The organism is Pseudomonas sp. 13159349, from assembly GCF_013305685.1.
GTDB classification, from domain to species: Bacteria; Pseudomonadota; Gammaproteobacteria; order Pseudomonadales; family Pseudomonadaceae; genus Aquipseudomonas; species Aquipseudomonas asiatica.
In genome coordinates, this window is sequence record NZ_CP045553.1 from 3,809,993 (window position 1) to 3,832,431 (window position 22,439).

The following is a 22,439-nucleotide window of genomic DNA, read 5'->3' on the forward strand; positions in this document are numbered from 1 at the left end:
CTGGCTTACACTTAAACAAAGTCTCACCGAGGGGGTTGATCATGACAGAGTTGGCGCGGTTGAAGTTCTATGCCACTCAACCCCACTCCTGCAGCTACCTGCCCGACGAACAGGCAACCACGCTGTTCCTCGACCCCAGCCAGCCGATGGACGTGCACGTGTACGCCGATTTGTCGGAAATGGGCTTCCGCCGCAGTGGCGACCACCTGTACCGCCCGCACTGCCAGAACTGCAATGCCTGCGTGCCGGCACGCATCCCGGCGGCGCGCTTCATCCCAAACCGCCAGCAACGGCGCATCCTCAAGCGCAACGCCGACCTGACCGTGACCGCCGCACGCCCGGCGTTCAAGGAAGAGTACTTCGAGCTGTACCGGCGCTATATCGAAACGCGCCATGCCGACGGTGACATGTACCCGCCCAGCCGCGATCAGTTCTCCACCTTCCTGGTGCGCGACCTGCCGTTCTGCTGGTTCTATGAGTTCCGCCTGGAAGGCCGCTTGATGGCGGTGGCGGTGTGCGACCTGCTGCCCAACGGCCTGTCGGCTGTGTACACCTTCTACGAGCCGGACGAAGAGCGCCGGAGCCTGGGCCGCTTTGCCATTCTCTGGCAGATTACCGAAGCCCTGCGCCAGGACCTGGAAGCGGTTTACCTGGGTTACTGGATCAAGAACTGCAAGAAAATGAACTACAAGACACAGTATCGACCTATCGAATTGCTGATAAACCAGCGCTGGGTCACCCTCAACTGAAAGGCATTGGCTTGACACACAGTTTTCGGGCATAATCCACGCCACTTTTTTGCCCGGTGCGGTTATGCGTCGGGCCAACACTGGATCCGAGGGCTCTACTGCATGTCGAAAGAAGACAGCTTCGAAATGGAAGGTACTGTCGTCGACACCCTGCCCAACACCATGTTCCGCGTGGAGTTGGAAAACGGGCACGTCGTAACCGCGCACATCTCCGGAAAGATGCGCAAGAACTACATCCGTATTCTCACTGGCGACAAGGTCCGCGTCGAACTGACGCCCTACGACCTGAGCAAGGGCCGCATCACCTACCGTGCGCGCTAAGCTCTAGCCATGAAAAAGCCCGGCCATGTGCCGGGCTTTTTTGTGCCTGTCAGATTGCAGGGGGCTGCTTTGCAGCCCGCTCGCAGCACAAGGCCGCTCCTACAAGGGGAGCATGCATTCCCTGTAGGAGCAGCCTTGTGCTGCGAATGGGCCGCAACGCGGCCCCCGCTGTCACGCAACCTCAGCCGTGGTCTCGAAGTCGAACACCAGCTCGCCATCGCGCAGGTCGACGTGCACCACGCCACCATGCTCGGCCAGTTCGCCAAACAGGATCTCCTCGGCCAGCGGCCGCTTGATCTTGTCCTGGATCAACCGCGCCATCGGCCGCGCACCCATCTGCACGTCGTAACCCGAGGCCGCCAGCCAACCGCGCGCATCATCGCTGACCTCCAGCAACACACGCTTGTCTTCCAGCTGCGCCTGCAGTTCGATAAGGAACTTGTCGACGATGCTCTTGATCGTCTCGTGGCTCAGGCGGCCGAACTGGATGATGGTGTCCAGGCGGTTGCGGAACTCCGGCGTGAAGCTCTTGCGGATGACTTCCATGGCATCGGACGCATGGTCCTGATGGGTAAAGCCGATCGAGGCCCGCGCGGCGGTTTCAGCGCCAGCGTTGGTGGTCATGATCAGGATCACGTTGCGGAAGTCGGCCTTGCGCCCGTTGTTGTCGGTCAGGGTGCCGTGGTCCATCACCTGCAGCAGCAGGTTGAAGACTTCCGGGTGGGCCTTCTCGATTTCGTCGAGCAGCAATACGCAGTGCGGTTGCTTGGTGATCGCCTCGGTCAGCAAACCACCCTGATCGAAGCCAACATAGCCAGGAGGCGCACCGATCAGGCGCGACACGGTGTGGCGCTCCATGTACTCGGACATGTCGAAGCGCACCAGTTCAACCCCCAGCGCCTTGGCCAGCTGCCGCGCTGCTTCGGTCTTGCCGACGCCGGTCGGGCCGGCGAACAGGAACGAACCGACAGGCTTGTCCGGCGACTTGAGGCCGGCGCGGGACAGCTTGATAGCGGTGGCCAGCGAATCGATCGCCTGGTCCTGACCAAATACGGTCAACTTCAGGTCACGCTCGAGGTTGCGCAGCAGTTCCTTGTCGGAACTGGTGACGTGCTTCGGCGGAATGCGCGCAATCTTGGCGACGATGTCTTCGACCTGCGGCACGTCGATGCGCTTGACGCGGTTGGCCTCCGGCTGCAGGCGCTGGTAGGCACCGGCTTCGTCGATCACGTCGATGGCCTTGTCCGGCATGTGCCGGTCATTGATGTAGCGCGAGGCCAGTTCAGCGGCGGCGCGCAAGGCTTCGTCGCTGTACTCGATATTGTGGTGGCTTTCGAAGCGCCCTTTCAGGCCACGCAGGATGCCCACGGTGTCTTCGACCGACGGCTCGCTGACATCAACCTTCTGGAAGCGCCGTGCCAGGGCACGGTCCTTCTCGAAGATGCCACGGAACTCCTGGAAGGTGGTCGAACCGATGCAACGAATTTCACCCGACGACAGCAGTGGCTTGAGCAAGTTGGACGCATCCATCACCCCGCCCGACGCCGCGCCAGCACCAATGATGGTGTGGATTTCATCGATGAACAGGATCGCCTGCGGGCGTTTGCGCAGTTCGCCGAGCAGCGCCTTGAAACGCTTCTCGAAATCGCCCCGGTATTTGGTACCAGCCAGCAGTGCGCCGAGATCGAGGGAATACACCACGCTCTGCGCCAGCAGGTCGGGCACCTGGCCATCGACGATGCGCTTGGCCAGGCCTTCGGCGATGGCGGTCTTGCCCACGCCTGCCTCACCCACCAGCAGCGGGTTGTTCTTGCGCCGACGGGCAAGGATTTGCGCCACGCGCTCCACTTCCTGCTCGCGGCCTACCAGCGGGTCGATACGGCCGGCACGGGCCAGCTCGTTCAGGTTGCTGGCATAGGCATCCAGCGGGTTGCTCGAAGAGGCGGTATCGCCGCCCTCTTCGTCCTGCATTTCCTGGTCGCTTTCGGAATGCGAACCATGGCCCGGCACCTTGGAGATGCCATGGGCGATGTAGTTGACCACGTCGATGCGGGCCACGCTCTGCTGCTTGAGCAGGAACACGGCCTGGCTTTCCTGTTCGCTGAAGATCGCAACCAGCACGTTGGCGCCAGTGACTTCACGCTTGCCGGAGCTTTGCACGTGGAACACGGCACGCTGCAGTACACGCTGGAAGCCCAGGGTCGGCTGGGTTTCACGATCTTCGTCGTTGACCGGAATCAGGGGTGTGGTGGAATCGATGAACTCTTGCAGGTCGTGCTTGAGTTTGTCGAGATTGGCGCCACAGGCGCGCAGAACGGTCGCGGCAGCCTCATTGTCAAGGAGTGCCAGCAGCAGATGTTCGACGGTCATGAACTCATGACGCTTCGAACGAGCCTCCTTGAAGGCAAGATTGAGGGTGACTTCGAGCTCGCGGTTTAACATAGCTTCACCTCATACCCAAGTGGTCGGCGATTAACCGTCCTTCTCGATTTCACAGAGTAGCGGATGCTGGCTTTCCCTGGCGTATTGGTTGACCTGCATAGCCTTTGTTTCGGCGATGTCACGGGTAAACAATCCGCACACTGCCCGCCCTTCGGTATGGACGGTCAGCATGATCTTGGTCGCCAGCTCGCGGTTCAGATTGAAGAACGTCTCGAGCACTTCGACGACGAAATCCATCGGCGTGTAGTCATCGTTGAACAAAACCACCTTGTACATAGGTGGCGCCTGCAGGATCGGCTTGGCTTCCTGAACTGCAAGACCTGAGCCGTCGTCCTCATTCGATTGCGGGCGATCCTGATTGAATGTTAGTCGAATCTCACTAGGTGCATGCATGGAAAGAATTTCATCATGAGCGACAGGTTAAGGTTGTGGGTTGACTGCGAAGGGCACGGCCAGCGCAGGCGCCGGGCGACCTTGACTATCGGCAAAACGGTGTTACAACCAATAAGAACCCACCGTGGTCGATAAAGATCCGCGCAGTCAACCAGATTTTTCGCATGGTTCGTATGCGGATGAGTGGATGATACTCCAGTGATGGAGTCCTTTGCAGAGGGACATAGGGATGGCAAGCGGTAAAGTCAAGTGGTTCAACAATGCCAAGGGCTACGGATTCATCAATGAAGAGGGCAAGGATGAAGACTTGTTCGCTCATTACTCAGCCATCCAGATGGACGGATACAAGACGCTCAAGGCCGGCCAGGCCGTGAGCTTCGACATCGTCCAGGGCCCCAAAGGCCTGCACGCGGTGAATATCAGCAGCGCCGCTGCCGCCACGGTCGCCAGGGCTCCGCAAACCAGCAGCACTGCCGACGCCTGAACTGCCGCGCCGCCTGCCGGTACACTTAAAAACCGGCCGCCTCCTGACTGGAAGCGGCCGGTTTTCCATTGCCCTACATATGCTTGATCATTTCATCGCCAAAGCCTGAACTGCTCACCAGTGTGGCACCCTCCATCAGGCGCTCGAAGTCATAGGTCACGGTCTTGGCGGCAATCGCGCCGTTGGTACCCTTGATGATCAGGTCTGCCGCCTCGGTCCAGCCCATGTGCCGCAGCATCATCTCCGCCGACAGGATCACCGAACCCGGGTTGACCTTGTCCTGCCCGGCATACTTGGGCGCGGTGCCGTGGGTGGCCTCGAACATGGCCACGGTGTCGGACAGGTTGGCACCCGGCGCAATGCCGATACCACCCACTTCCGCCGCCAGGGCATCGGACAGGTAGTCACCGTTGAGGTTGAGGGTGGCGATCACGTCGTACTCGGCCGGGCGCAGCAGGATCTGCTGCAGCATGGCGTCGGCGATGGCGTCCTTGACGATGACCTCGCGCCCACTCTTGGGGTTCTTGAACTTCATCCACGGGCCACCATCGAGCAACTCGGCCCCGAACTCGTCGCGCGCCACTTCATAACCCCAGTCCTTGAAGGCACCCTCGGTGAACTTCATGATGTTGCCCTTGTGCACCAGGGTCAGCGACTCGCGGTCGTTATCCACCACGTACTGCAGGGCCTTGCGCACCAAGCGCTTGGTGCCCTCGCGAGACACCGGCTTGACGCCAATGCCACAGTCCTGGTCGAAGCGGATCTTGGTAACGCCCATTTCCTCCTTGAGGAACTTGATCACCTTGTTCGCCTCTGGCGAGCCGGCCTTCCACTCGATGCCGGCATAGATGTCCTCGGAGTTCTCACGGAAGATCACCATGTCCACATCGCCTGGCTTCTTCACCGGGCTGGGCACGCCCTGGAACCACAGCACCGGGCGCAGGCACACGTACAAGTCCAGCTGCTGGCGCAAGGCCACGTTGAGCGACCGGATGCCACCGCCCACCGGGGTGGTCAGCGGCCCTTTGATCGACACCACGTAATCACGTACGGCATCGAGGGTTTCCTGGGGGAGCCAGGTGTCCTGGTCGTACACCTGGGTGGCTTTCTCGCCGGCGTACACTTCCATCCAGGCGATCTTGCGTTTGCCGCCGTAGGCCTTCTGCACGGCGGCGTCGACCACCTTGATCATTACCGGCGAGACATCGACGCCAATCCCGTCGCCCTCGATATAAGGAATGATCGGGTTGTCAGGAACGTTGAGCGAATGGTCGGCATTGACGGTGATCTTGGTGCCGTCGGTCGGAACCTTGATTTTCTGGTATCCCATGCTTGCACTACTCCGCTGTCGGGTGTGATTGGACATCATGCGATCCACTGAGCCTAAACCACATCTGCCGACCTGCAAGGCATGCGACAACCCGCCACATTGCCGCTTAGTCTTTGGTCTTATAAATGGGCCGATATCACTTGGCCTTGCTGATTAGCCCGAATGGTTTGGTATACTCCGCCGCGACCGAAGGGTCATCGGGGCGATCCCTTGGAAAAATGCGGACCGCCCTTGGCCATGAATGGACACAAAGCCTGGCCATAAAGCCTGGGTTGTTACCGCAGCTCAGCACTTGACGCTCGACTGATGCATCCACCATCACCGCTCGCAGCCTCTCGACTTTCCGCTCATGGCGCTGCCAGGGCGATGCGCCTACCCTGCGCACCACGAGACTCGAGCACGCTCAGCACACAGAGAGTTAACCCGCATGCCCACCCGTTCCAAGATCATCTATACCTTCACCGACGAAGCCCCCGCCCTCGCCACTTACTCGCTGCTGCCAATCATCGAAGCCTTCACCGCTTCGGCTGACATCGCCGTCGAAACCCGCGACATCTCCCTGGCTGGCCGCATCCTCGCCGCCTTCCCGGAGCAACTGGGCGCAGAGAAGCAAGTAGGCGATCACCTGGCGGAACTGGGCCAGCTGGCTACCACCCCTGAAGCCAACATCATCAAGCTGCCGAACATCAGCGCCTCGGTACCGCAGCTGAAAGCCGCGATCAAGGAACTGCAAGGCAAGGGCTTCAACATCCCTGACTACGCCGACGAGCCGGCCACCGCGGAAGAGAAAGAATCCCGCGCCCGCTACGACCGCATCAAAGGTTCCGCCGTGAACCCGGTCCTGCGCGAAGGCAACTCCGACCGCCGCGCGCCGCTGTCGGTCAAGAACTACGCCCGCAAGCACCCACACAAGATGGGCGCCTGGGCTGCCGACTCCAAGTCGCACGTTGCCCACATGACCCAGGGCGACTTCTACGGCAGCGAGAAAGCCGCATTGATCGAAGCTGACGACAGCCTGCGCATCGAGCTGGTCGGCAAAGACGGCAACACCACCGTACTGAAAGAAAAGACTGCGGTAAAAGCTGCCGAAGTCATCGACTGCGCCACCATGAGCCGCAAGGCCCTGAAAGCCTTCATTGCCGAGCAGATCGCCGATGCCAAGGCCTCCGGCGTGCTGCTGTCGGTACACCTGAAAGCCACCATGATGAAGGTCTCCGACCCGATCATGTTCGGCGTCATCGTCGAAGAGTTCTACAACGACGTGCTGGCCAAGCATGCCGCCGCCCTGGCTGAAGTTGGCTTCAACGCCAACAACGGCATCGGCGACCTGTATGCCCGCATCAAGGACCTGCCAGCCGAGAAGCAGGCCGAGATCGAAGCCGACATCCAGGCCCTGTACGCCCAGCGTCCGGCTCTGGCCATGGTCAACTCCGACAAAGGCATCACCAACCTGCACGTGCCGAGCGACGTCATCGTCGACGCCTCGATGCCGGCCATGATCCGTGACTCGGGCAAGATGTGGAACGCCGCCGGCGAACTGCAGGATGCCAAGGCGATCATCCCGGACCGCTGCTACGCCGGCATCTACCAGGCCACCATCGAAGACTGCAAGGCCAACGGCGCCTTCGACCCGACCACCATGGGCAGCGTACCGAACGTCGGCCTGATGGCGCAGAAGGCCGAAGAATACGGTTCCCACGACAAGACCTTCCAGATCAAGGCTGACGGCGTCGTGCGCGTGGTCGACAGCAAAGGCCAGGTCGTTCTCGAGCAGAACGTCGAAGCCGGTGACATCTTCCGCATGTGCCAGGTCAAGGACGCGCCGATCCAGGACTGGGTCAAGCTGGCCGTCAACCGTGCCCGCCTGAGCAACACCCCTGCAGTGTTCTGGCTGGACCCGGCCCGCGCCCACGACGGCGTGATGATCGAGAAGGTGCAGAAGTACCTGAAGGATCACGACACCACCGGCCTGGACATCCGCATCCTGGCACCGGTCGACGCCATCAAGTTCTCCTTGGCCCGCATCCGCGAAGGCAAGGACACCATCTCGGTGACCGGCAACGTGCTGCGCGACTACCTGACCGACCTGTTCCCGATCATGGAACTGGGCACCAGCGCCAAGATGCTGTCGATCGTGCCACTGATGAACGGCGGTGGCCTGTTCGAAACCGGCGCCGGCGGTTCGGCACCGAAGCACGTGCAGCAGCTGGTGGAAGAGAACTTCCTGCGTTGGGACTCGCTGGGTGAATTCCTGGCCCTGGCCGCTTCCCTGGAGCACCTGGGCAACACCTACGACAACCCGCGCGCCAAAGTGCTGGCCAATACCCTGGACCAGGCCACCGGCAAGTTCCTCGACACCAACAAGTCGCCTTCGCGCAAAGTTGGCGGTATCGACAACCGCGGCAGCCACTTCTACCTGACCCTGTACTGGGCCCAGGCCCTGGCTGCGCAGAACGACGACGCTGCCCTGCAGGCACGCTTCGCACCACTGGCCAAGACCCTGACCGAGAACGAGGAGACCATCGTCGCCGAGCTCAACGCCGTCCAGGGCAAGCCGGCCGACATCGGTGGCTACTACGCTCCGGATGCCGAGCTGACCGCCAAGGTGATGCGCCCAAGCCAGACCCTGAACAGCGCCATTGCCGCCCTGTAAGGTTCGCTTGAAGTAACAGCACAAACCCCGGCCACGCACCGGGGTTTGTGCTTTCTGGGAAATGGGGTTGCTCTGCAACCCATCGCCGGCAAGCCAGCTCCCACAGGTATTGTGAATGCCTCAAGCTTGCACTGCACCTGTGGGAGCTGGCTTGCCGGCGATGGGCCGCAAAGCGGCCCCACCAATCTGAAGGGACATACAAATGACCTGGCAACCCCACATCACCGTCGCCACCATCGTCGAACACGAAGGCAAGTTCCTTTTCGTCGAAGAGTTCAAAGCCAACCAGCACGTCTTCAACCAGCCCGCCGGCCACCTCGAACCCAACGAGACCCTGCCCCAGGCTGCCCTGCGCGAAACCCTCGAAGAAACCGCCTGGGAAGTCGAGCTCACCGGCTTGGTCGGCATCTACCTGTACACCGCCCCAAGCAACGGCGTGACCTACCAGCGCATCTGCTTCGCCGCCCGCCCCGTGCGCCATCACGCCGACCTGGCGCTGGACAGCGACATCGTCCGCGCCGTGTGGCTGACCCGCGACGAACTGCTGGCCAACCCCGCCCGCTGGCGCAGCGAACTGGTGCCACGCTGCCTCGACGATTACCTCAAAGGCCCCTTGCACAGCCTCGACCTGCTGCGCGACTGACGCGCCGCCGCAGGTTTGATAGAATTGGCGTTTTTCCCCCTTTGATACACACCGGTACCCATGACCAGCCCAGCACTCAAAGACCCCGCCAAGACCCGCGTCATCGTCGGCATGTCCGGCGGCGTGGACTCTTCCGTCTCCGCCCTTCTGCTCATGGAGCAGGGCTACCAGGTGGAAGGGCTGTTCATGAAGAACTGGGAAGAAGACGACGGCACCGAATACTGCACCGCCCGTGAAGACCTGGCCGACGCCCAGGCCGTGTGCGACCGCATCGGCATCAAGCTGCACACCGCCAACTTCGCCGCCGAATACTGGGACAACGTGTTCGAGCACTTCCTCGAAGAGTACAAGGCCGGCCGCACGCCCAACCCGGACATCCTCTGCAACCGCGAAATCAAGTTCAAGGCGTTCCTCGACTACGCCCTGTCGCTGGGTGCCGACCTGATCGCCACCGGCCACTACGTGCGCCGCCGCGACACCGGTGAACTCACCGAGCTGCTCAAGGGCCTGGACCCGAACAAGGACCAGAGCTACTTCCTGCACGCCGTCGGCGGCAAGGAAATCGCCCGCACCCTGTTCCCGGTTGGCGAGCTGGAAAAGCCCGAAGTACGCGCCATTGCCGAAAAGCACGGCCTGGCCACCGCCAAGAAAAAGGATTCCACCGGCATCTGCTTCATCGGCGAGCGCCGCTTCAGCGACTTCCTCAAGCAATACCTGCCGGCCCAGCCGGGCAACATCGAGACAACCGACGGTGAAGTGATCGGCCTCCACCACGGCCTGATGTACCACACCATCGGCCAGCGCCAGGGCCTGGGCATTGGCGGCCTGAAGGACGCCGGTGACGAGCCGTGGTACGTGCTGCACAAGGACCTGACCCGCAACGTGCTGGTGGTCGGCCAGGGCAATGAACACCCGTGGTTGTTCTCCCGCGCCCTGCTCGCTTCGGAAATTTTCTGGGTCAACCCGGTCGACCTCAGCAGCCCGCGCCAGCTCACCGCCAAGGTGCGATACCGCCAGAGCGACCAGCAGTGCACCCTGGAGCTGACCGAAAGCGGCTACCGCGCAGTGTTCGACGAACCGCAACGCGCCGTTACCCCGGGCCAGTCGGTGGTGTTCTACGACGGCGAAGTGTGCCTGGGCGGCGGCGTGATCGAAGCCGCCGAGCCGTGGAGCCCGCGCGCATGAGCAACCTGCAGGAGCAGCTGATTGCGTTGGGCGGTGTGTTCCAGGCCGCCGTACTGGTCGACCGCATCGCCCGCACCGGCCAGGCCAGCGAGGCCAACATCGGCTGCATGCTGGGCAGCCTGCTGGTCCGTGACCCCAAGGACACCCTGGAGGTGTTCGGCGGGGACGACCTGAACCTGCGCGACGGCTATCGCGCGCTGGTCGGTGCGCTGGAGCGCGACCCCAGCAGCCTGCAGCGCGAGCCACTGCGCTACGCCCTGTCGATGCTGGGTCTTGAACGCCAGTTGAACAAGCGCGGCGACCTGCTCGACACCATCGGCAACCGCCTGCCGCAAATCCAGTCCCAGGCCGAGCATTTTGGCCTGGTTCATGAAAACGTCATCGCTTCCAGCGGAGCCTTGTACCAGGACACCCTGAGCACCTTGCGCCAGCGCATCCAGGTGCATGGCGACATGCGCTTCCTGCAGCAGGCCAGCAATGCCTCGAAAATCCGCGCCCTGTTGCTGGCCGGCATCCGCGCCGCACGCCTGTGGCGCCAGCTGGGCGGGCACCGCTGGCAGCTGGTATTCAGCCGGCGCAAGCTGTTGAACGAACTGTACGACATGATGCGCAGCCCCTCCTGACAGGGGTTTGACAGTTCCGGCCTCATCGCCGGCCAGCCAGCTCCCACAGGATATGCACTGTGCTCAAGACCGGTGCAGTACCTGTGGGAGCTGGCTTGCCGGCGATAGGGCCAGAACAGGCAATGCACAATGCCACAGCTGATTTATGGCCCGACCTTTGGTCAGCCACCCGACTCGGGCGCGAAATTCATGTATGATATGCGCCCTTCCAAAAGCCTGACTGTCCGAGAACACCCCATGCAGCTTTCTTCGCTCACTGCGGTTTCCCCTGTAGACGGCCGTTATGCCGGCAAAACCCAGGCCTTGCGCCCCATTTTCAGCGAATTCGGCCTGATCCGTTTCCGCGCCCTGGTCGAAGTGCGCTGGCTGCAGCGCCTGGCCGCCCACCCGCAGATCGGCGAAGTGCCGGCGTTCTCCGCCGAAGCCAACGCCCTGCTGGACAGCCTGGCCACCGACTTCAAGCTCGAGCACGCCGAACGCGTCAAGGAAATCGAGCGCACCACCAACCACGACGTCAAGGCGATCGAATACCTCCTCAAGGAGCAGGCCGCCAAGCTGCCTGAGCTGGCCAAGGTCAGCGAGTTCATCCACTTCGCCTGCACCAGCGAGGACATCAACAACCTGTCCCACGCCCTGATGCTGCGCGCCGGCCGTGACGAAGTGCTGCTGCCGCTGATGCGCCAGATCGCCGACGCCATCCGCGCCCTGGCTCACGCCCACGCCGACGTGCCCATGCTGTCGCGCACCCACGGCCAGCCGGCTTCGCCGACCACCCTGGGTAAAGAACTGGCCAACGTCGTGTACCGCCTGGAGCGCCAGATCGCCCAGGTTGCCGCCGTGCCGTTGCTGGGCAAGATCAACGGCGCCGTGGGCAACTACAACGCCCACCTGTCGGCCTACTCGCAGATCGACTGGGAGCAGAACGCCCGCGCCTTCATCGAAGACGAGCTGGGCCTGCAGTTCAACCCGTACACCACCCAGATCGAGCCGCACGACTACATCGCCGAGCTGTTCGACGCCATCGCCCGCTTCAACACCATCCTGATCGACTTCGATCGCGATGTGTGGGGCTACATCTCGCTGGGCTACTTCAAGCAGAAGACCGTTGCCGGCGAAATCGGCTCGTCGACCATGCCGCACAAGGTCAACCCGATCGACTTCGAAAACTCCGAAGGCAACCTGGGTATCGCCAACGCGCTGTTCCAGCACCTGGCCAGCAAGCTGCCGATCTCGCGCTGGCAGCGTGACCTGACCGACTCTACCGTGCTGCGCAACCTGGGCGTGGGCTTTGCCCACAGCGTCATCGCCTACGAAGCCAGCCTGAAAGGCATCGGCAAGCTGGAAGTCAACGAAGCCCGCATTGCCGCCGATCTGGACGCCTGCTGGGAAGTGCTGGCCGAGCCGATCCAGACCGTGATGCGCCGCTTCAACATCGAAAACCCCTACGAGAAGCTCAAGGAGCTGACCCGTGGCAAGGGCATCACCCCGGAAGCGCTGCTGACCTTCATCGACAGCCTGGACATGCCAGCCGAAGCCAAGGCCGAGCTCAAGCAGCTGACCCCTGCTACCTACATCGGCAACGCGGCAGCACAGGCCAAACGCATCTAAGCTGACCGTCGCGTTCAACGCCCGGCCTGGCCGGGCGTTTTTATTCCCGGACGAAAATTACATTTTTTCAATAGGTTGAACATGAATCCTGATACTCCACTGCAGCTGCTCGGCGGCATCTCGGCCCGCGAATTCATGCGCGACTACTGGCAGAAGAAGCCGCTGCTGGTGCGCCAGGCATTCCCGGACTTCATCAGCCCGATCGACCCCGACGAGCTGGCCGGCCTGGCCCTGGAAGAGGAAGTAGAGTCGCGTATCGTGCTCGAGCACGGCGCGCACCCGTGGGAGCTGCGCCGCGGCCCGTTCACCGAAGACACCTTCGCCGAGCTGCCGGAAAAGGACTGGACCCTGCTGGTGCAGGCCGTGGACCAGTTCGTCCCGGAAGTAGCCGAACTGCTGGAAAACTTCCGCTTCCTGCCCAGCTGGCGCATCGATGACGTGATGATCAGCTTCGCCGCCCCTGGTGGCAGCGTCGGCCCGCACTTTGACAACTACGACGTTTTCCTGCTGCAGGGCCACGGCCAGCGCAACTGGAAAATCGGCCAGATGTGCAGCAGCGACAGCTCGCTGCTGGAGCACGCCGACCTGCGCATCCTCGCCGATTTCGAGCAGAGCGATGAGTGGACCCTGGAGCCCGGCGACATGCTCTACCTGCCACCACGCCTGGCCCACTACGGCGTGGCCGTGGATGACTGCCTGACCTACTCGGTAGGTTTCCGCGCGCCAAGCGCCGCCGAAGTGCTGACCCACTTCACCGATTTCCTCGGCCAGTTCCTGCCCGATGAAGAACGCTACAGCGACGCCGACGCCCAGCCGGTCAGTGACCCGCACCAGATCCAGCACGATGCCCTCGACCGCCTCAAGGCGCTGCTCGACAAGCACATGGGCGACAAGGACCTGCTGCTGACCTGGTTCGGCCAGTTCATGACCGAGCCGCGCTACCCCGAGCAGATCGTCGGTGAAGAGCTGTCCGAGGAAGAACTGATCGATGCCCTGGAACAAGGCGCCATCCTGATCCGCAACCCGAGCGCGCGTCTGGCCTGGTCGGAATTCGAAGAAGACCTGCTGCTGTTCGCCAGCGGCCGCAGCTGCCCGCTGCCGGGCAAACTGCGCGAGCTGCTGAAGCTGGTTTGCGCGGCCGACGCCCTGCACATCGACAACCTGGGCGAATGGCTGCAGGATGAAGATGGCCTTATGCTGGTACAGCAGCTGGTCAAACAAGGAAGCCTGGGATTCGCCAATGAATAAGATTCGTGTGCGCCTCGCCGACTGGCACAAGGACAACGCCGACATCCGCCGCATCCGCGAAGCGGTGTTCATTGCCGAACAGCACGTTCCACCAGAACTGGAGTGGGATTCGGATGACCCGACCGCCGCGCACTTCCTGGCCCTGGAAGGCGACTACCCGATCGGCACAGCGCGCCTGCTGCCTGACGGCACCATCGGCCGGGTCTCGGTGCTGAAGGACTGGCGCGGGCTGAAAGTGGGTGACGCGCTGATGAACGCGGTGATTGTCGAAGCACAGAACCGCGACCTTAAACAGCAGATGCTCAGCGCCCAGGTGCACGCCACGCCGTTCTACGAGCGGCTGGGCTTTCGCGTAGTCAGCGAAGAGTTCCTCGAAGCCGGCATCCCGCACGTGGACATGGTGCGCGACTCGCGCGCCTGATCCCTGTACCGGCCTCTTCGCGGGTTTGCCCGCGAAGAGGCCGGCACAGCAAAATACATCTCCCCTGACAAAAAGCTGTACATCCATCCAGATAAAACTTGCCTCCGCGCCCTCGCTTGCGCATCCTATCGCCCATCACCCCCGATGAAGCGTCTCCGGCCATGCGCCTGTTCCTCTGCGAAAAACCCTCCCAGGCAAAAGACATCGCCAAAGTGCTCGGCGCCAACCGCAAGGGCGATGGCTGCTGGCAAGGCACCGACGTCTGCGTGACCTGGTGCATCGGCCACCTGCTGGAAACCGCCCCGCCCGACAGCTACGACGAACGCTACAAGCGCTGGAACCTGGCCGACCTGCCGATCATCCCGGAAAAGTGGAAAATGCTGGTCAAGCCCAAGACCGCCAGCCAGTTCAAGGCAGTCAAGCGCCTGCTCGGCGAAGCACGCGAACTGGTGATCGCCACCGACGCCGACCGCGAAGGCGAAATGATCGCCCGCGAACTGGTCGAGCATTGCCGCTACCGCGGCCCGGTGCAGCGCCTGTGGCTGTCGGCACTGGACGACGCCTCCATTCGCAAGGCCCTGGCGCGGCTGCTGCCGGGCCACGAAACCTTCAACCTGTACCACTCGGCGTTGGGCCGTTCGCGCGCAGACTGGCTGATCGGCATGAACATGAGCCGGCTGTTCACCCTGCTGGGCCGCCAGTCGGGCTATCAGGGCGTGCTGCCGGTGGGCCGGGTGCAAACGCCCACCTTGCGCCTGGTGGTCGATCGAGACCGCAGCATCGCCGACTTCGTGCCGGTACCGTTCTGGGCCATCGACGTGCAGCTCGAACACGCAGGCTTTGGCTTCAACGCCCAGTGGCGCGCCCCCGATGACGCCTGCGACGACCAGGGCCGCTGCCTGAACCAGGCCCTGGCGCAGCAGGCTGCCGCCGACATCGGCAATGCGGGTACTGCCCGGGCCGTGAAGGTGACCACCGAACGCGTGCGTGAAGCAGCACCCCTGCCCTTCGACCTTGGCACCCTGCAGGAGCTGTGCTCGAAAAAGTTCGGCCTCGGCGCCCAGGAAACCCTCGACATCGCCCAGGCCCTGTACGAAACCCACAAGCTGATCACCTACCCGCGCAGCGACTGCGGCTACCTGCCGCAAAGCCAGCACGCCGAAGCGCCAGCCATCCTCGCCGCCCTGCAACGTTCCGATGCCAGCCTGGCGCCGCTGCAGCCCTACCTGGAGCCGCAACGCCGCTCACGGGCGTGGAACGACGCCAAGGTCAGCGCCCACCACGGCATCATCCCCACTGCCGCTGCCAGCGACCCGTCGCGCCTGCCAGCCAAGCACAAGGCGGTGTACACCCTGATCCGCGCCCGCTACCTGGCGCAGTTCCTGCCCAACCACGAGTACGACCGCACCCAGGCCGACTTCGACTGCGCCGGCCATGCCCTGCGTGCCGTAGGCAAGCAGATCGTCGAACCAGGCTGGCGCCGTGCGCTGCCCGAGGCGCTGACCCCGGCCAAGGGCCGCGAGGCACCACCGGCCCAGGTGCTGCCGGCGCTGCGCGAAGGCCAGGACTGCACGGTGCAGGGCCTGCAACTGAAAGACCTGTGGACCCAGCCGCCCAAGCCGTTTACCGAAGGCGACCTGATCAAGGCAATGAAGAACGTGGCCAAGCTGGTGGACGACCCGCGGTTGAAGCAGAAGCTGAAGGAAACCACCGGTATCGGCACCGAAGCCACCCGCGCCAGCATCATCCAGGGCCTGCTTGACCGCGGCTACCTGGTGAAGAACGGCAAGGCGCTGTCCGCCACCCCTGCGGCCTTCAGCCTGATCGACGCCGTACCTCGCGCCATTGCCGACCCTGGTACCACAGCTATCTGGGAGCAGGCGCTGGACATGGTGCAGAGTGGCGAGATGACGCTGGAAGAGTTCGTCGCCCGGCAGTCGGCATGGATGGGCAAGCTGGTCGAACGGTGCAGCGGCATGCGCATGACCATCAGCGGGCCGGCAGCCGGGGCTGCGCCGCCGTGGAAGAAAAAGCGTAGAGGGAGTGGGAAGAGTAAAGCGGCTGGAAGCAAGGCTGCCAGCAAGCCGCGGCAGCCCAAGAGAAAAGCTTCAACCTGAGGCTTTTGCACTGCCATTACAGCCCTATCGCTGGCAAGCCAGCTCCCACAGGTACCACACAGCTTTCAAAACCTGCGCAGGACTTGTGGGAGCTGGCTTGCCGGCGATAGGGCCAGGCCAGGAATACAGAGAATTCAGACAAACCACAAAACCTGACCAACATACTGGCGCCATGAATTTTTAATGCTAAATTTTCATGAAAATAATTAAAGCAAATTTCATGAGACCCCTGCATGTTCAAACAATCCGCCCAGCACGTCGCCAGCTACTACGCCCAGACCTACCCCGCCAGCATTCCCCTGCACCCTACCCTGCAAGGCAGCCACGACACCGAAGTCCTGATCATTGGCGCCGGCTTCAGCGGCCTGCACACCGCCTTGCGCCTGACCCAGGCCGGCAAGCGTGTAACGCTGCTGGAAGCCAGCCGCGTGGCCTGGGCCGCGTCCGGCCGCAACGGCGGCCAGGCACTGCTCGGCTGGTCGTGCGACATGCCGCCGCTGGAAAAGGCCTTGGGCACCGAACGCACCCAACGCCTGTGGGCCAGCATGTGCTGGGCCGCCGATGAAATGCGCAAACTGCCCGAGCGCCATGGCTTCGACATCGACTACCGGCTGGGCAGCCTGTGGACCGCCGTGCTGCCGCGCCGGGTGAAGATGCTGGAAGAAGCCCTGCATGAGGCCGAACACAAATGGGGCTACGACGCCCTGCGCCTGATCGGCCGCGACGAGCTGCCTCAATGGATCGACAGCCCGCGCTACCAGGCCGCGCTATACGACGCCAAAGGCGCCCACCTCAACCCGCTGAAGCTGGCCCAGGGCCTGGCCAGTACCATCGAGGCGGCCGGTGGGCGTATCTACGAACAGAGCCAGGTGCTCAGCTACCAGCGAGCTGGCGACGGCTATGTCGCCCGTACCGACCGCGGCGAAGTACGCTGCCAGGTGTTAGTGCTAGCCTGCAACGCCTACATCGACCGCCTCGACCGTAACCTGTCGCGTCGCCTGTTGCCGGTCGGTTCCTACCAGGTCGCCACCGCGCCGCTCGACGCCGATTTCGCCCGATCATTGCTGCCGCGCAATAGCTGCGTGATCGACAACCAGTTCGTGCCCGACTATTTCCGCATTACCCCGGACCATCGCCTGCTGTTCGGCGGCGGCTGCACCTACCTGGGCGGTATTCCCAAAGATGTCGCCAGCGCCACCCGCCCCTACCTGGAGCGGGTGTTCCCGCAGCTGGCCGGGGTGGTCATCGACTATGCCTGGGGCGGCCATATCGACTGCAGCATCCAGCGCACCCCGGATGTCGGCCGCGAGGGCCAGCGCTACTGGCTGCAGGGCTTCTCCGGCCATGGCGTGCTGCCGACCCTGGCCGCAGCCCGGACCGTGAGCGACGCCATCCTCGGTGACGACGACCTGCTGACGCTGTACCAAGGCATCGACAACGGCCGCTTCCCCGGCGGCGACCTGCTGGCCGCACCGCTGGAAGCCGCCGCCAAGGCCTGGTACAGGATGCGCGATCGTATCTGAAGACGGCCGGCGCTTACTGCGCAGAAATCTCTCCTATTCTCAATAGCTCCCTTCGCTTCCTGCACACAGGAGACCCGACCATGAGCTATGTAACTACAAAGGACGGCGTACAGATCTTCTACAAGGACTGGGGCCCGCGCGATGCACCGGTTATCCACTTCCATCACGGCTGGCCTCTCAGCGCCGACGACTGGGATGCGCAGATGTTGTTCTTCCTCGCCCAGGGTTATCGCGTGGTCGCCCACGACCGCCGCGGCCATGGCCGCTCCAGCCAGGTATGGGACGGCCACGACATGGACCATTACGCCGACGATGTGGCGGCGGTAGTCGCTCACCTGGGCATCCAGGGCGCCGTGCATGTCGGCCACTCGACCGGTGGCGGTGAAGTGGTGCGCTACATGGCCCGGCACCCTGAAGACAAGGTGCTCAAGGCCGTGTTGATTGCCGCCGTACCGCCATTGATGGTGCAGACTCCCGGTAACCCCGGTGGCCTGCCCAAATCGGTGTTCGACGGTTTCCAGGCCCAGGTCGCCAGCAACCGTGCGCAGTTCTACCGCGATGTGCCGGCCGGGCCGTTCTACGGCTACAACCGCCCTGGTGTAGAAGCGAGTGAGGGCATCATTGGTAACTGGTGGCGCCAGGGCATGATCGGCAGCGCCAAGGCCCATTACGATGGCATCGTGGCATTTTCCCAGACCGATTTTACCGAGGACCTGAAGGGCATCCAGCAACCTGTGCTGGTGATGCACGGCGATGATGACCAGATCGTGCCGTATGAGAACTCCGGAGTGCTGTCGGCGAAGCTGCTGCCCAATGGCGCGTTGAAGACTTACAAAGGCTACCCGCATGGCATGCCGACCACCCATGCCGATGTGATCAATGCGGATTTGCTGGCGTTCATACGTAGCTGATGTAGTCGCCTGCACCGGCCTCTTCGCGGGCACGCCCGCTCCCACAGGTACTGCATCTTGAGATATACATATAACCTGTGGGAGCGGGCGAGCCCGCGAAAGGGCCGGCACTGTCAACATACTTATTTCATGAGTGTATGCAACTGGCAAAACTGCCAGTTGCGCGCCTGTCTATTTTGCATGAAGGTAATTTAAATTCAGTACTTCTCGCACCAGCAGGCTGACCATGGCACAGAACTGGAAGCAGCGTTTATTCTACAAGAATGGCCAACTGTCCTTGGAGATCGGCAGCGATCGTTCCGTCACAGTCTTTTCAATCTCAAACCTTTCTCTAGCGCAACGCTCGACCGAGACACTACTACTGGCGGCAGACTCTCAGAGTTCCATAATCAACCGTTCTCATCGCGAAGGCATTCACAACCTGGCCTACACCGCTTACGGATACAGCTCCACAGCTCATATGATGGGCTTCACCGGACAACGCTACGATAGCGTCACAAACTGCTACCTCCTTGGAAACGGCTATCGTGCCTTTAGTACTAGACTGGCGCGATTTTACTCAGCGGACAGCCTCAGCCCGTTTAAGAAACACACACATAACGCCTACGCCTATTGCTTGGGAGACCCCGTGAACCATCACGACCCTTCAGGGCATATGTTGCGTCGCGCCAGGACAATGTGGAATAACGTAAAGGATAAGTTTGTAAAACCCAGAATCCATTACATCAATAAAGCAAGGGAAGCAATTACCGAGAATCCGAATCTCGAAAAGTATTCCGCTGTCATTGATGACGAGAACGTAACCATAAAAACCCTCAAGGCGATTTACAAGCTTCCGAAGGGTGATGCCATGCTCAGCGATCTCAAGGATACAGCAGTCCGCAACTGGCGCTTAAAGCATGGCAACATTGAAGGCCCCATCACTCATGACTTTAACTACGAAAAATACCTATACATGGACGAGCAGCTTAATTACATAGCCCTAGAGGCAAAAATCCTTGAGTACAGAACCCTACTGAGCAACTTGGCGTCACATGAAACCACTACAATGAATTCGAGCAGTCAGTTGTCACCTGCGTCACCTGAGGCATCACGCCCTACAACTGCCAGATCAGCGATACGTGGTACCTAGATACCCCTGCAGGGTCGGTTTGAAACAAGTAAGCGGCCGGAAACACTGTCAGCCTTGGGGACGTGGGATTATCATGCCCGTTTATTTCTCCATTAGCCGCAAACCGACCCTCCAGCCTGAAGCCTCCCATGCCCTTCGAACTCACCGTAGAACCCCTCACCCTGCTGATCCTGGCCCTGGTCGCCTTCGTCGCCGGTTTCATCGATGCCATCGCCGGCGGTGGCGGCCTGCTCACCACCCCGGCGTTACTCACCGCGGGCATGCCGCCGCACCTGGTACTGGGCACCAACAAGCTCAGCTCTACCTTCGGCTCGGCCACCGCCAGCTTCACCTACTACAGGCGCAAACTGTTCCACCCGGCGCAGTGGCGCCCGGCATTGTTCGCCACCTTGGTCGGCGCTTTGCTCGGTGCAGTGATCGCCCACTACATGCCGGCCGAATGGCTGAACAAGATGCTGCCGGTGATTGTCTTCGCCTGTGGCGTCTATCTGCTGTTCGGTGGCACGCCCAAGGCGCCGCTCGATGCCGATGCACCCATCAAGAAGAAATGGCAAATGCCGCAAGGCTTTACCTTGGGTTTCTATGACGGCGTGGCCGGCCCGGGCACCGGGGCGTTCTGGACGGTCAGCACCCTGCTGCTGTACCCCATCGACCTGGTCCGTGCCAGCGGCGTGGCGCGCAGCATGAATTTCGTCAGCAACATCGCAGCGCTGACGGTGTTCATCATTTCCGGGCAGGTGGATTACATCGTCGGCCTGTGCATGGGCCTGTCGGTAATGGTTGGCGCCTTCTTCGGCGCACGCACGGCGATCAGTGGCGGCAGCAAGTTCATCCGCCCGGTGTTCATCACCGTGGTGCTGGCATTGACCGTGCGCCTAGCGTGGCAGCACTGGTTCGGCCAAGCCTAGGCGGCGCGCAACGTACAGATCGATCAGGTAGCGGGCAATCGACCGCCCGGCCGGTAGCGGCGGCAGGTCGTGGACGCTGAACCACTTGGCATCCTCGATCTCGTCCGGCTGCATGACGATATCGCCGCCGGCATACTCGGCATGGAAGCCCAGCATCATCGAATGCGGGAACGGCCAGCACTGGCTGCCGACGTACTGGATGTTCCTTACTTCCACCGCTACCTCCTCACGCACTTCGCGCACCAGGCAGTCCTCGGCCGACTCGCCCGGCTCGGCGAAGCCTGCCAGGGTGCTGTACACCCCGGTGACGAAGCGTGGCGAACGCGCCAGCAGGATTTCGTCGCCACGTGTCACCAGTACGATCATGCTCGGTGAAATGCGCGGGTAGCTGCGCAGGTCGCAAGGCTGGCAGTACATCGCCCGCTCCCAGCGAATCTGCGTCATTGCCTGGCCGCAGCTGCCGCAGAAGCGGTGCTCGCGGGCCCAGGTGCCGATCTGCGCGGCATAGCCCAGCACTTTGTAGGTGTCGAAATCACCCTCGAGCATGAATGCACGCAGGCCGCGCCAGGCGCAGCCGGGCACCTCGGTAGCGCTGCGCAGCTCCAGCAGGAAGACCGGCTGGCCGTCGAAGTGGCCGATGCCGTGCTCGCACAGTACGTCGAGGTCCTGGCGCTTGAGCCAGTCGCGAGGGAACAGCGCGCCGTTGTCGTCCACCAGGAACCCTTCCGGGCTGCGGGCCACGGCCAGCCCCCCGGTGATCTGCGGGTCGAGTACTGCGGTAGTCCAGCGTGCTGACATGTCGGGGGTTCCCTTACTTCGCGTCCCCCGGCCTGATCAGTCGGCGAACGTCGGTTTCTGTTTGCTCATGTGCGCCGCCACCGCCACGCGCAGGTCTTCGGACTGCAGCATCGCGGCGTTCCAGGTGGCGATGTACTCCAGGCCATCATCGATGCGATGGTCACGCATGTAGCTGAGCATTTCCTTGGTGCCGGCCACGGCGATCGGCGATTTTGCGGCAATCTCGCCAGCGATGGCAAAGACCCCGTCCATCAGCGCAGCCTGATCATCATAAACCCGGTTGACCAAGCCGATGCGCAGCGCCTCTTCTGCCTCGACATTGCGCCCCGTGTAAGCCAGCTCACGCATCATGCCGTCACCGATGATACGAGGCAAACGTTGCAGTGTGCCGACATCGGCGGCCATGCCCATGTCGATTTCCTTGATCGAGAACTGCGCGTCGCTGCTGCAGTAGCGCATGTCGCAGGCCGAGATGAGGTCGATGGCGCCGCCAATGCAGTAACCCTGCACCGCGGCCAGTACCGGCTTGCGGCATTTGTCCACGGCATTGAACGACGCCTGCAGGCGCAGGATGGTGCTGCGCAGGAAGCGTGCATTACGGCCCACGTCCTTGCCCATCTGCCCGGCCAGCGAAGCCAGCATCATCAGGTCGATGCCGGCGGAAAAATGCTTGCCGGCACCGCTGATCACTACCGCTCGCACTGCATCGGTGTCGTCGACCCACTGGAAGATGTCGATGATCTCCTCCCAGAAGGCAGCGTTCATCGCATTGCGCTTGTCCGGGCGGTTGATCTGAACGTGGGCGATGCTGTTGGTCAGTTCGACCTTGAATGCGCTGTACTCGGTCACGGGCGGCACTCCTGCGGATAAAGGGTTCATGGCACGGATGTTAACCCAGCCCGATGACCGCACTTGTGCCAAAAACGGGACTATACGCCTTGCCTAAGAGG

The 22,439-nt window shown here is 62.1% G+C and carries 20 protein-coding genes; 15 read left to right on the plus strand and 5 right to left on the minus strand.

The genetic code is table 11. The features are described 5' to 3' along the window. The first annotated feature begins 41 nt into the window (after positions 1-41). Together GEV38_RS17725 and infA are read left to right on the plus strand one after the other, a co-directional pair. Positions 42-749, plus strand: a complete 708-nt coding sequence (locus GEV38_RS17725; RefSeq protein WP_013973288.1) for an arginyltransferase — start codon at positions 42-44, stop codon at positions 747-749. A 102-nt stretch (positions 750-851) separates the two neighbouring features. Beyond that, positions 852-1,070, plus strand: coding sequence for a translation initiation factor IF-1 (infA, locus tag GEV38_RS17730; protein ID WP_002553999.1), 219 nt, complete (start codon positions 852-854; stop codon positions 1,068-1,070). 171 nt (positions 1,071-1,241) lie between these two features. Here the strand turns inward: infA and clpA are convergent, their stop codons facing one another. Both clpA and clpS read right to left on the minus strand, forming a co-directional pair. After that, positions 1,242-3,512, minus strand: a complete 2,271-nt coding sequence (clpA, locus tag GEV38_RS17735) for an ATP-dependent Clp protease ATP-binding subunit ClpA (RefSeq protein ID WP_013973289.1) — start codon at positions 3,510-3,512, stop codon at positions 1,242-1,244. 30 nt (positions 3,513-3,542) lie between these two features. Next, positions 3,543-3,905, minus strand: a complete 363-nt coding sequence (gene clpS / locus GEV38_RS17740; protein WP_013973290.1) for an ATP-dependent Clp protease adapter ClpS — start codon at positions 3,903-3,905, stop codon at positions 3,543-3,545. 229 nt (positions 3,906-4,134) lie between these two features. On the opposite strand from clpS, the gene cspD reads away from it, so the two are divergent. Continuing rightward, the gene (gene cspD / locus GEV38_RS17745) at positions 4,135-4,389 is read left to right on the plus strand and encodes a cold shock domain-containing protein CspD (protein ID WP_054573025.1); all 255 of its coding nucleotides are present in this window, start codon (positions 4,135-4,137) and stop codon (positions 4,387-4,389) included. Between the two features lie 73 nt (positions 4,390-4,462). Here the strand turns inward: cspD and icd are convergent, their stop codons facing one another. Beyond that, on the minus strand, positions 4,463-5,719 hold the full coding sequence (gene icd / locus GEV38_RS17750) for an NADP-dependent isocitrate dehydrogenase (protein ID WP_054573024.1): 1,257 nt from the start codon (positions 5,717-5,719) through the stop codon (positions 4,463-4,465). Between the two features lie 427 nt (positions 5,720-6,146). On the opposite strand from icd, the gene GEV38_RS17755 reads away from it, so the two are divergent. The 12 genes from GEV38_RS17755 to GEV38_RS17810 all read left to right on the plus strand — a co-directional run bounded on the left by GEV38_RS17755 (position 6,147) and on the right by GEV38_RS17810 (position 20,691). Further along, a complete protein-coding gene (locus GEV38_RS17755; RefSeq protein ID WP_013973293.1) occupies positions 6,147-8,372 on the plus strand; it encodes an NADP-dependent isocitrate dehydrogenase in 2,226 nt (741 codons plus the stop codon). Positions 8,373-8,574: 202 nt separating this feature from the next. Next, a complete protein-coding gene (locus tag GEV38_RS17760) occupies positions 8,575-9,015 on the plus strand; it encodes an NUDIX hydrolase (RefSeq protein ID WP_015270971.1) in 441 nt (146 codons plus the stop codon). A gap of 60 nt (positions 9,016-9,075) precedes the next feature. Next, a complete protein-coding gene (gene mnmA, locus GEV38_RS17765; protein WP_015270972.1) occupies positions 9,076-10,200 on the plus strand; it encodes a tRNA 2-thiouridine(34) synthase MnmA in 1,125 nt (374 codons plus the stop codon). Continuing rightward, a complete protein-coding gene (gene hflD / locus GEV38_RS17770; protein WP_015270973.1) occupies positions 10,197-10,823 on the plus strand; it encodes a high frequency lysogenization protein HflD in 627 nt (208 codons plus the stop codon). Before mnmA ends, hflD begins: the two co-directional genes overlap by 4 nt. 237 nt (positions 10,824-11,060) lie before the next feature. Then, positions 11,061-12,431, plus strand: coding sequence for an adenylosuccinate lyase (gene purB / locus GEV38_RS17775; RefSeq protein WP_015270974.1), 1,371 nt, complete (start codon positions 11,061-11,063; stop codon positions 12,429-12,431). A gap of 81 nt (positions 12,432-12,512) precedes the next feature. Beyond that, the gene (locus GEV38_RS17780) at positions 12,513-13,679 is read left to right on the plus strand and encodes a cupin domain-containing protein (RefSeq protein ID WP_013973298.1); all 1,167 of its coding nucleotides are present in this window, start codon (positions 12,513-12,515) and stop codon (positions 13,677-13,679) included. Further along, positions 13,672-14,100, plus strand: a complete 429-nt coding sequence (locus tag GEV38_RS17785) for a GNAT family N-acetyltransferase (protein ID WP_003258855.1) — start codon at positions 13,672-13,674, stop codon at positions 14,098-14,100. Before GEV38_RS17780 ends, GEV38_RS17785 begins: the two co-directional genes overlap by 8 nt. 161 nt (positions 14,101-14,261) lie before the next feature. Beyond that, positions 14,262-16,217: a DNA topoisomerase III gene (locus tag GEV38_RS17790; protein ID WP_015270975.1), complete on the plus strand. Its 1,956-nt coding sequence runs from the start codon at positions 14,262-14,264 to the stop codon at positions 16,215-16,217. A gap of 233 nt (positions 16,218-16,450) precedes the next feature. After that, positions 16,451-17,740 carry an FAD-binding oxidoreductase gene (locus GEV38_RS17795; protein ID WP_054573023.1) on the plus strand — a complete coding sequence of 430 codons (1,290 nt, stop codon included), beginning with the start codon at positions 16,451-16,453 and terminating at the stop codon, positions 17,738-17,740. An 80-nt stretch (positions 17,741-17,820) separates the two neighbouring features. After that, positions 17,821-18,651, plus strand: a complete 831-nt coding sequence (locus tag GEV38_RS17800) for an alpha/beta fold hydrolase (protein WP_054573022.1) — start codon at positions 17,821-17,823, stop codon at positions 18,649-18,651. A gap of 226 nt (positions 18,652-18,877) precedes the next feature. Next, positions 18,878-19,783, plus strand: a complete 906-nt coding sequence (locus GEV38_RS17805; RefSeq protein WP_015270978.1) for an RHS repeat-associated core domain-containing protein — start codon at positions 18,878-18,880, stop codon at positions 19,781-19,783. A gap of 128 nt (positions 19,784-19,911) precedes the next feature. Beyond that, positions 19,912-20,691 (plus strand): TSUP family transporter, encoded by a 780-nt coding sequence (locus tag GEV38_RS17810; protein WP_039613166.1) that lies wholly within the window; start codon positions 19,912-19,914, stop codon positions 20,689-20,691. Here GEV38_RS17810 and nudC read toward each other — a convergent pair. Both nudC and GEV38_RS17820 read right to left on the minus strand, forming a co-directional pair. Beyond that, the gene (nudC, locus tag GEV38_RS17815; RefSeq protein WP_054573020.1) at positions 20,659-21,489 is read right to left on the minus strand and encodes an NAD(+) diphosphatase; all 831 of its coding nucleotides are present in this window, start codon (positions 21,487-21,489) and stop codon (positions 20,659-20,661) included. The two genes, GEV38_RS17810 and nudC, sit on opposite strands and share 33 nt — an antisense overlap. A 36-nt stretch (positions 21,490-21,525) precedes the next feature. After that, the gene (locus GEV38_RS17820) at positions 21,526-22,338 is read right to left on the minus strand and encodes a crotonase/enoyl-CoA hydratase family protein (RefSeq protein ID WP_015270981.1); all 813 of its coding nucleotides are present in this window, start codon (positions 22,336-22,338) and stop codon (positions 21,526-21,528) included. Between the last annotated feature and the right edge of the window lie 101 nt (positions 22,339-22,439).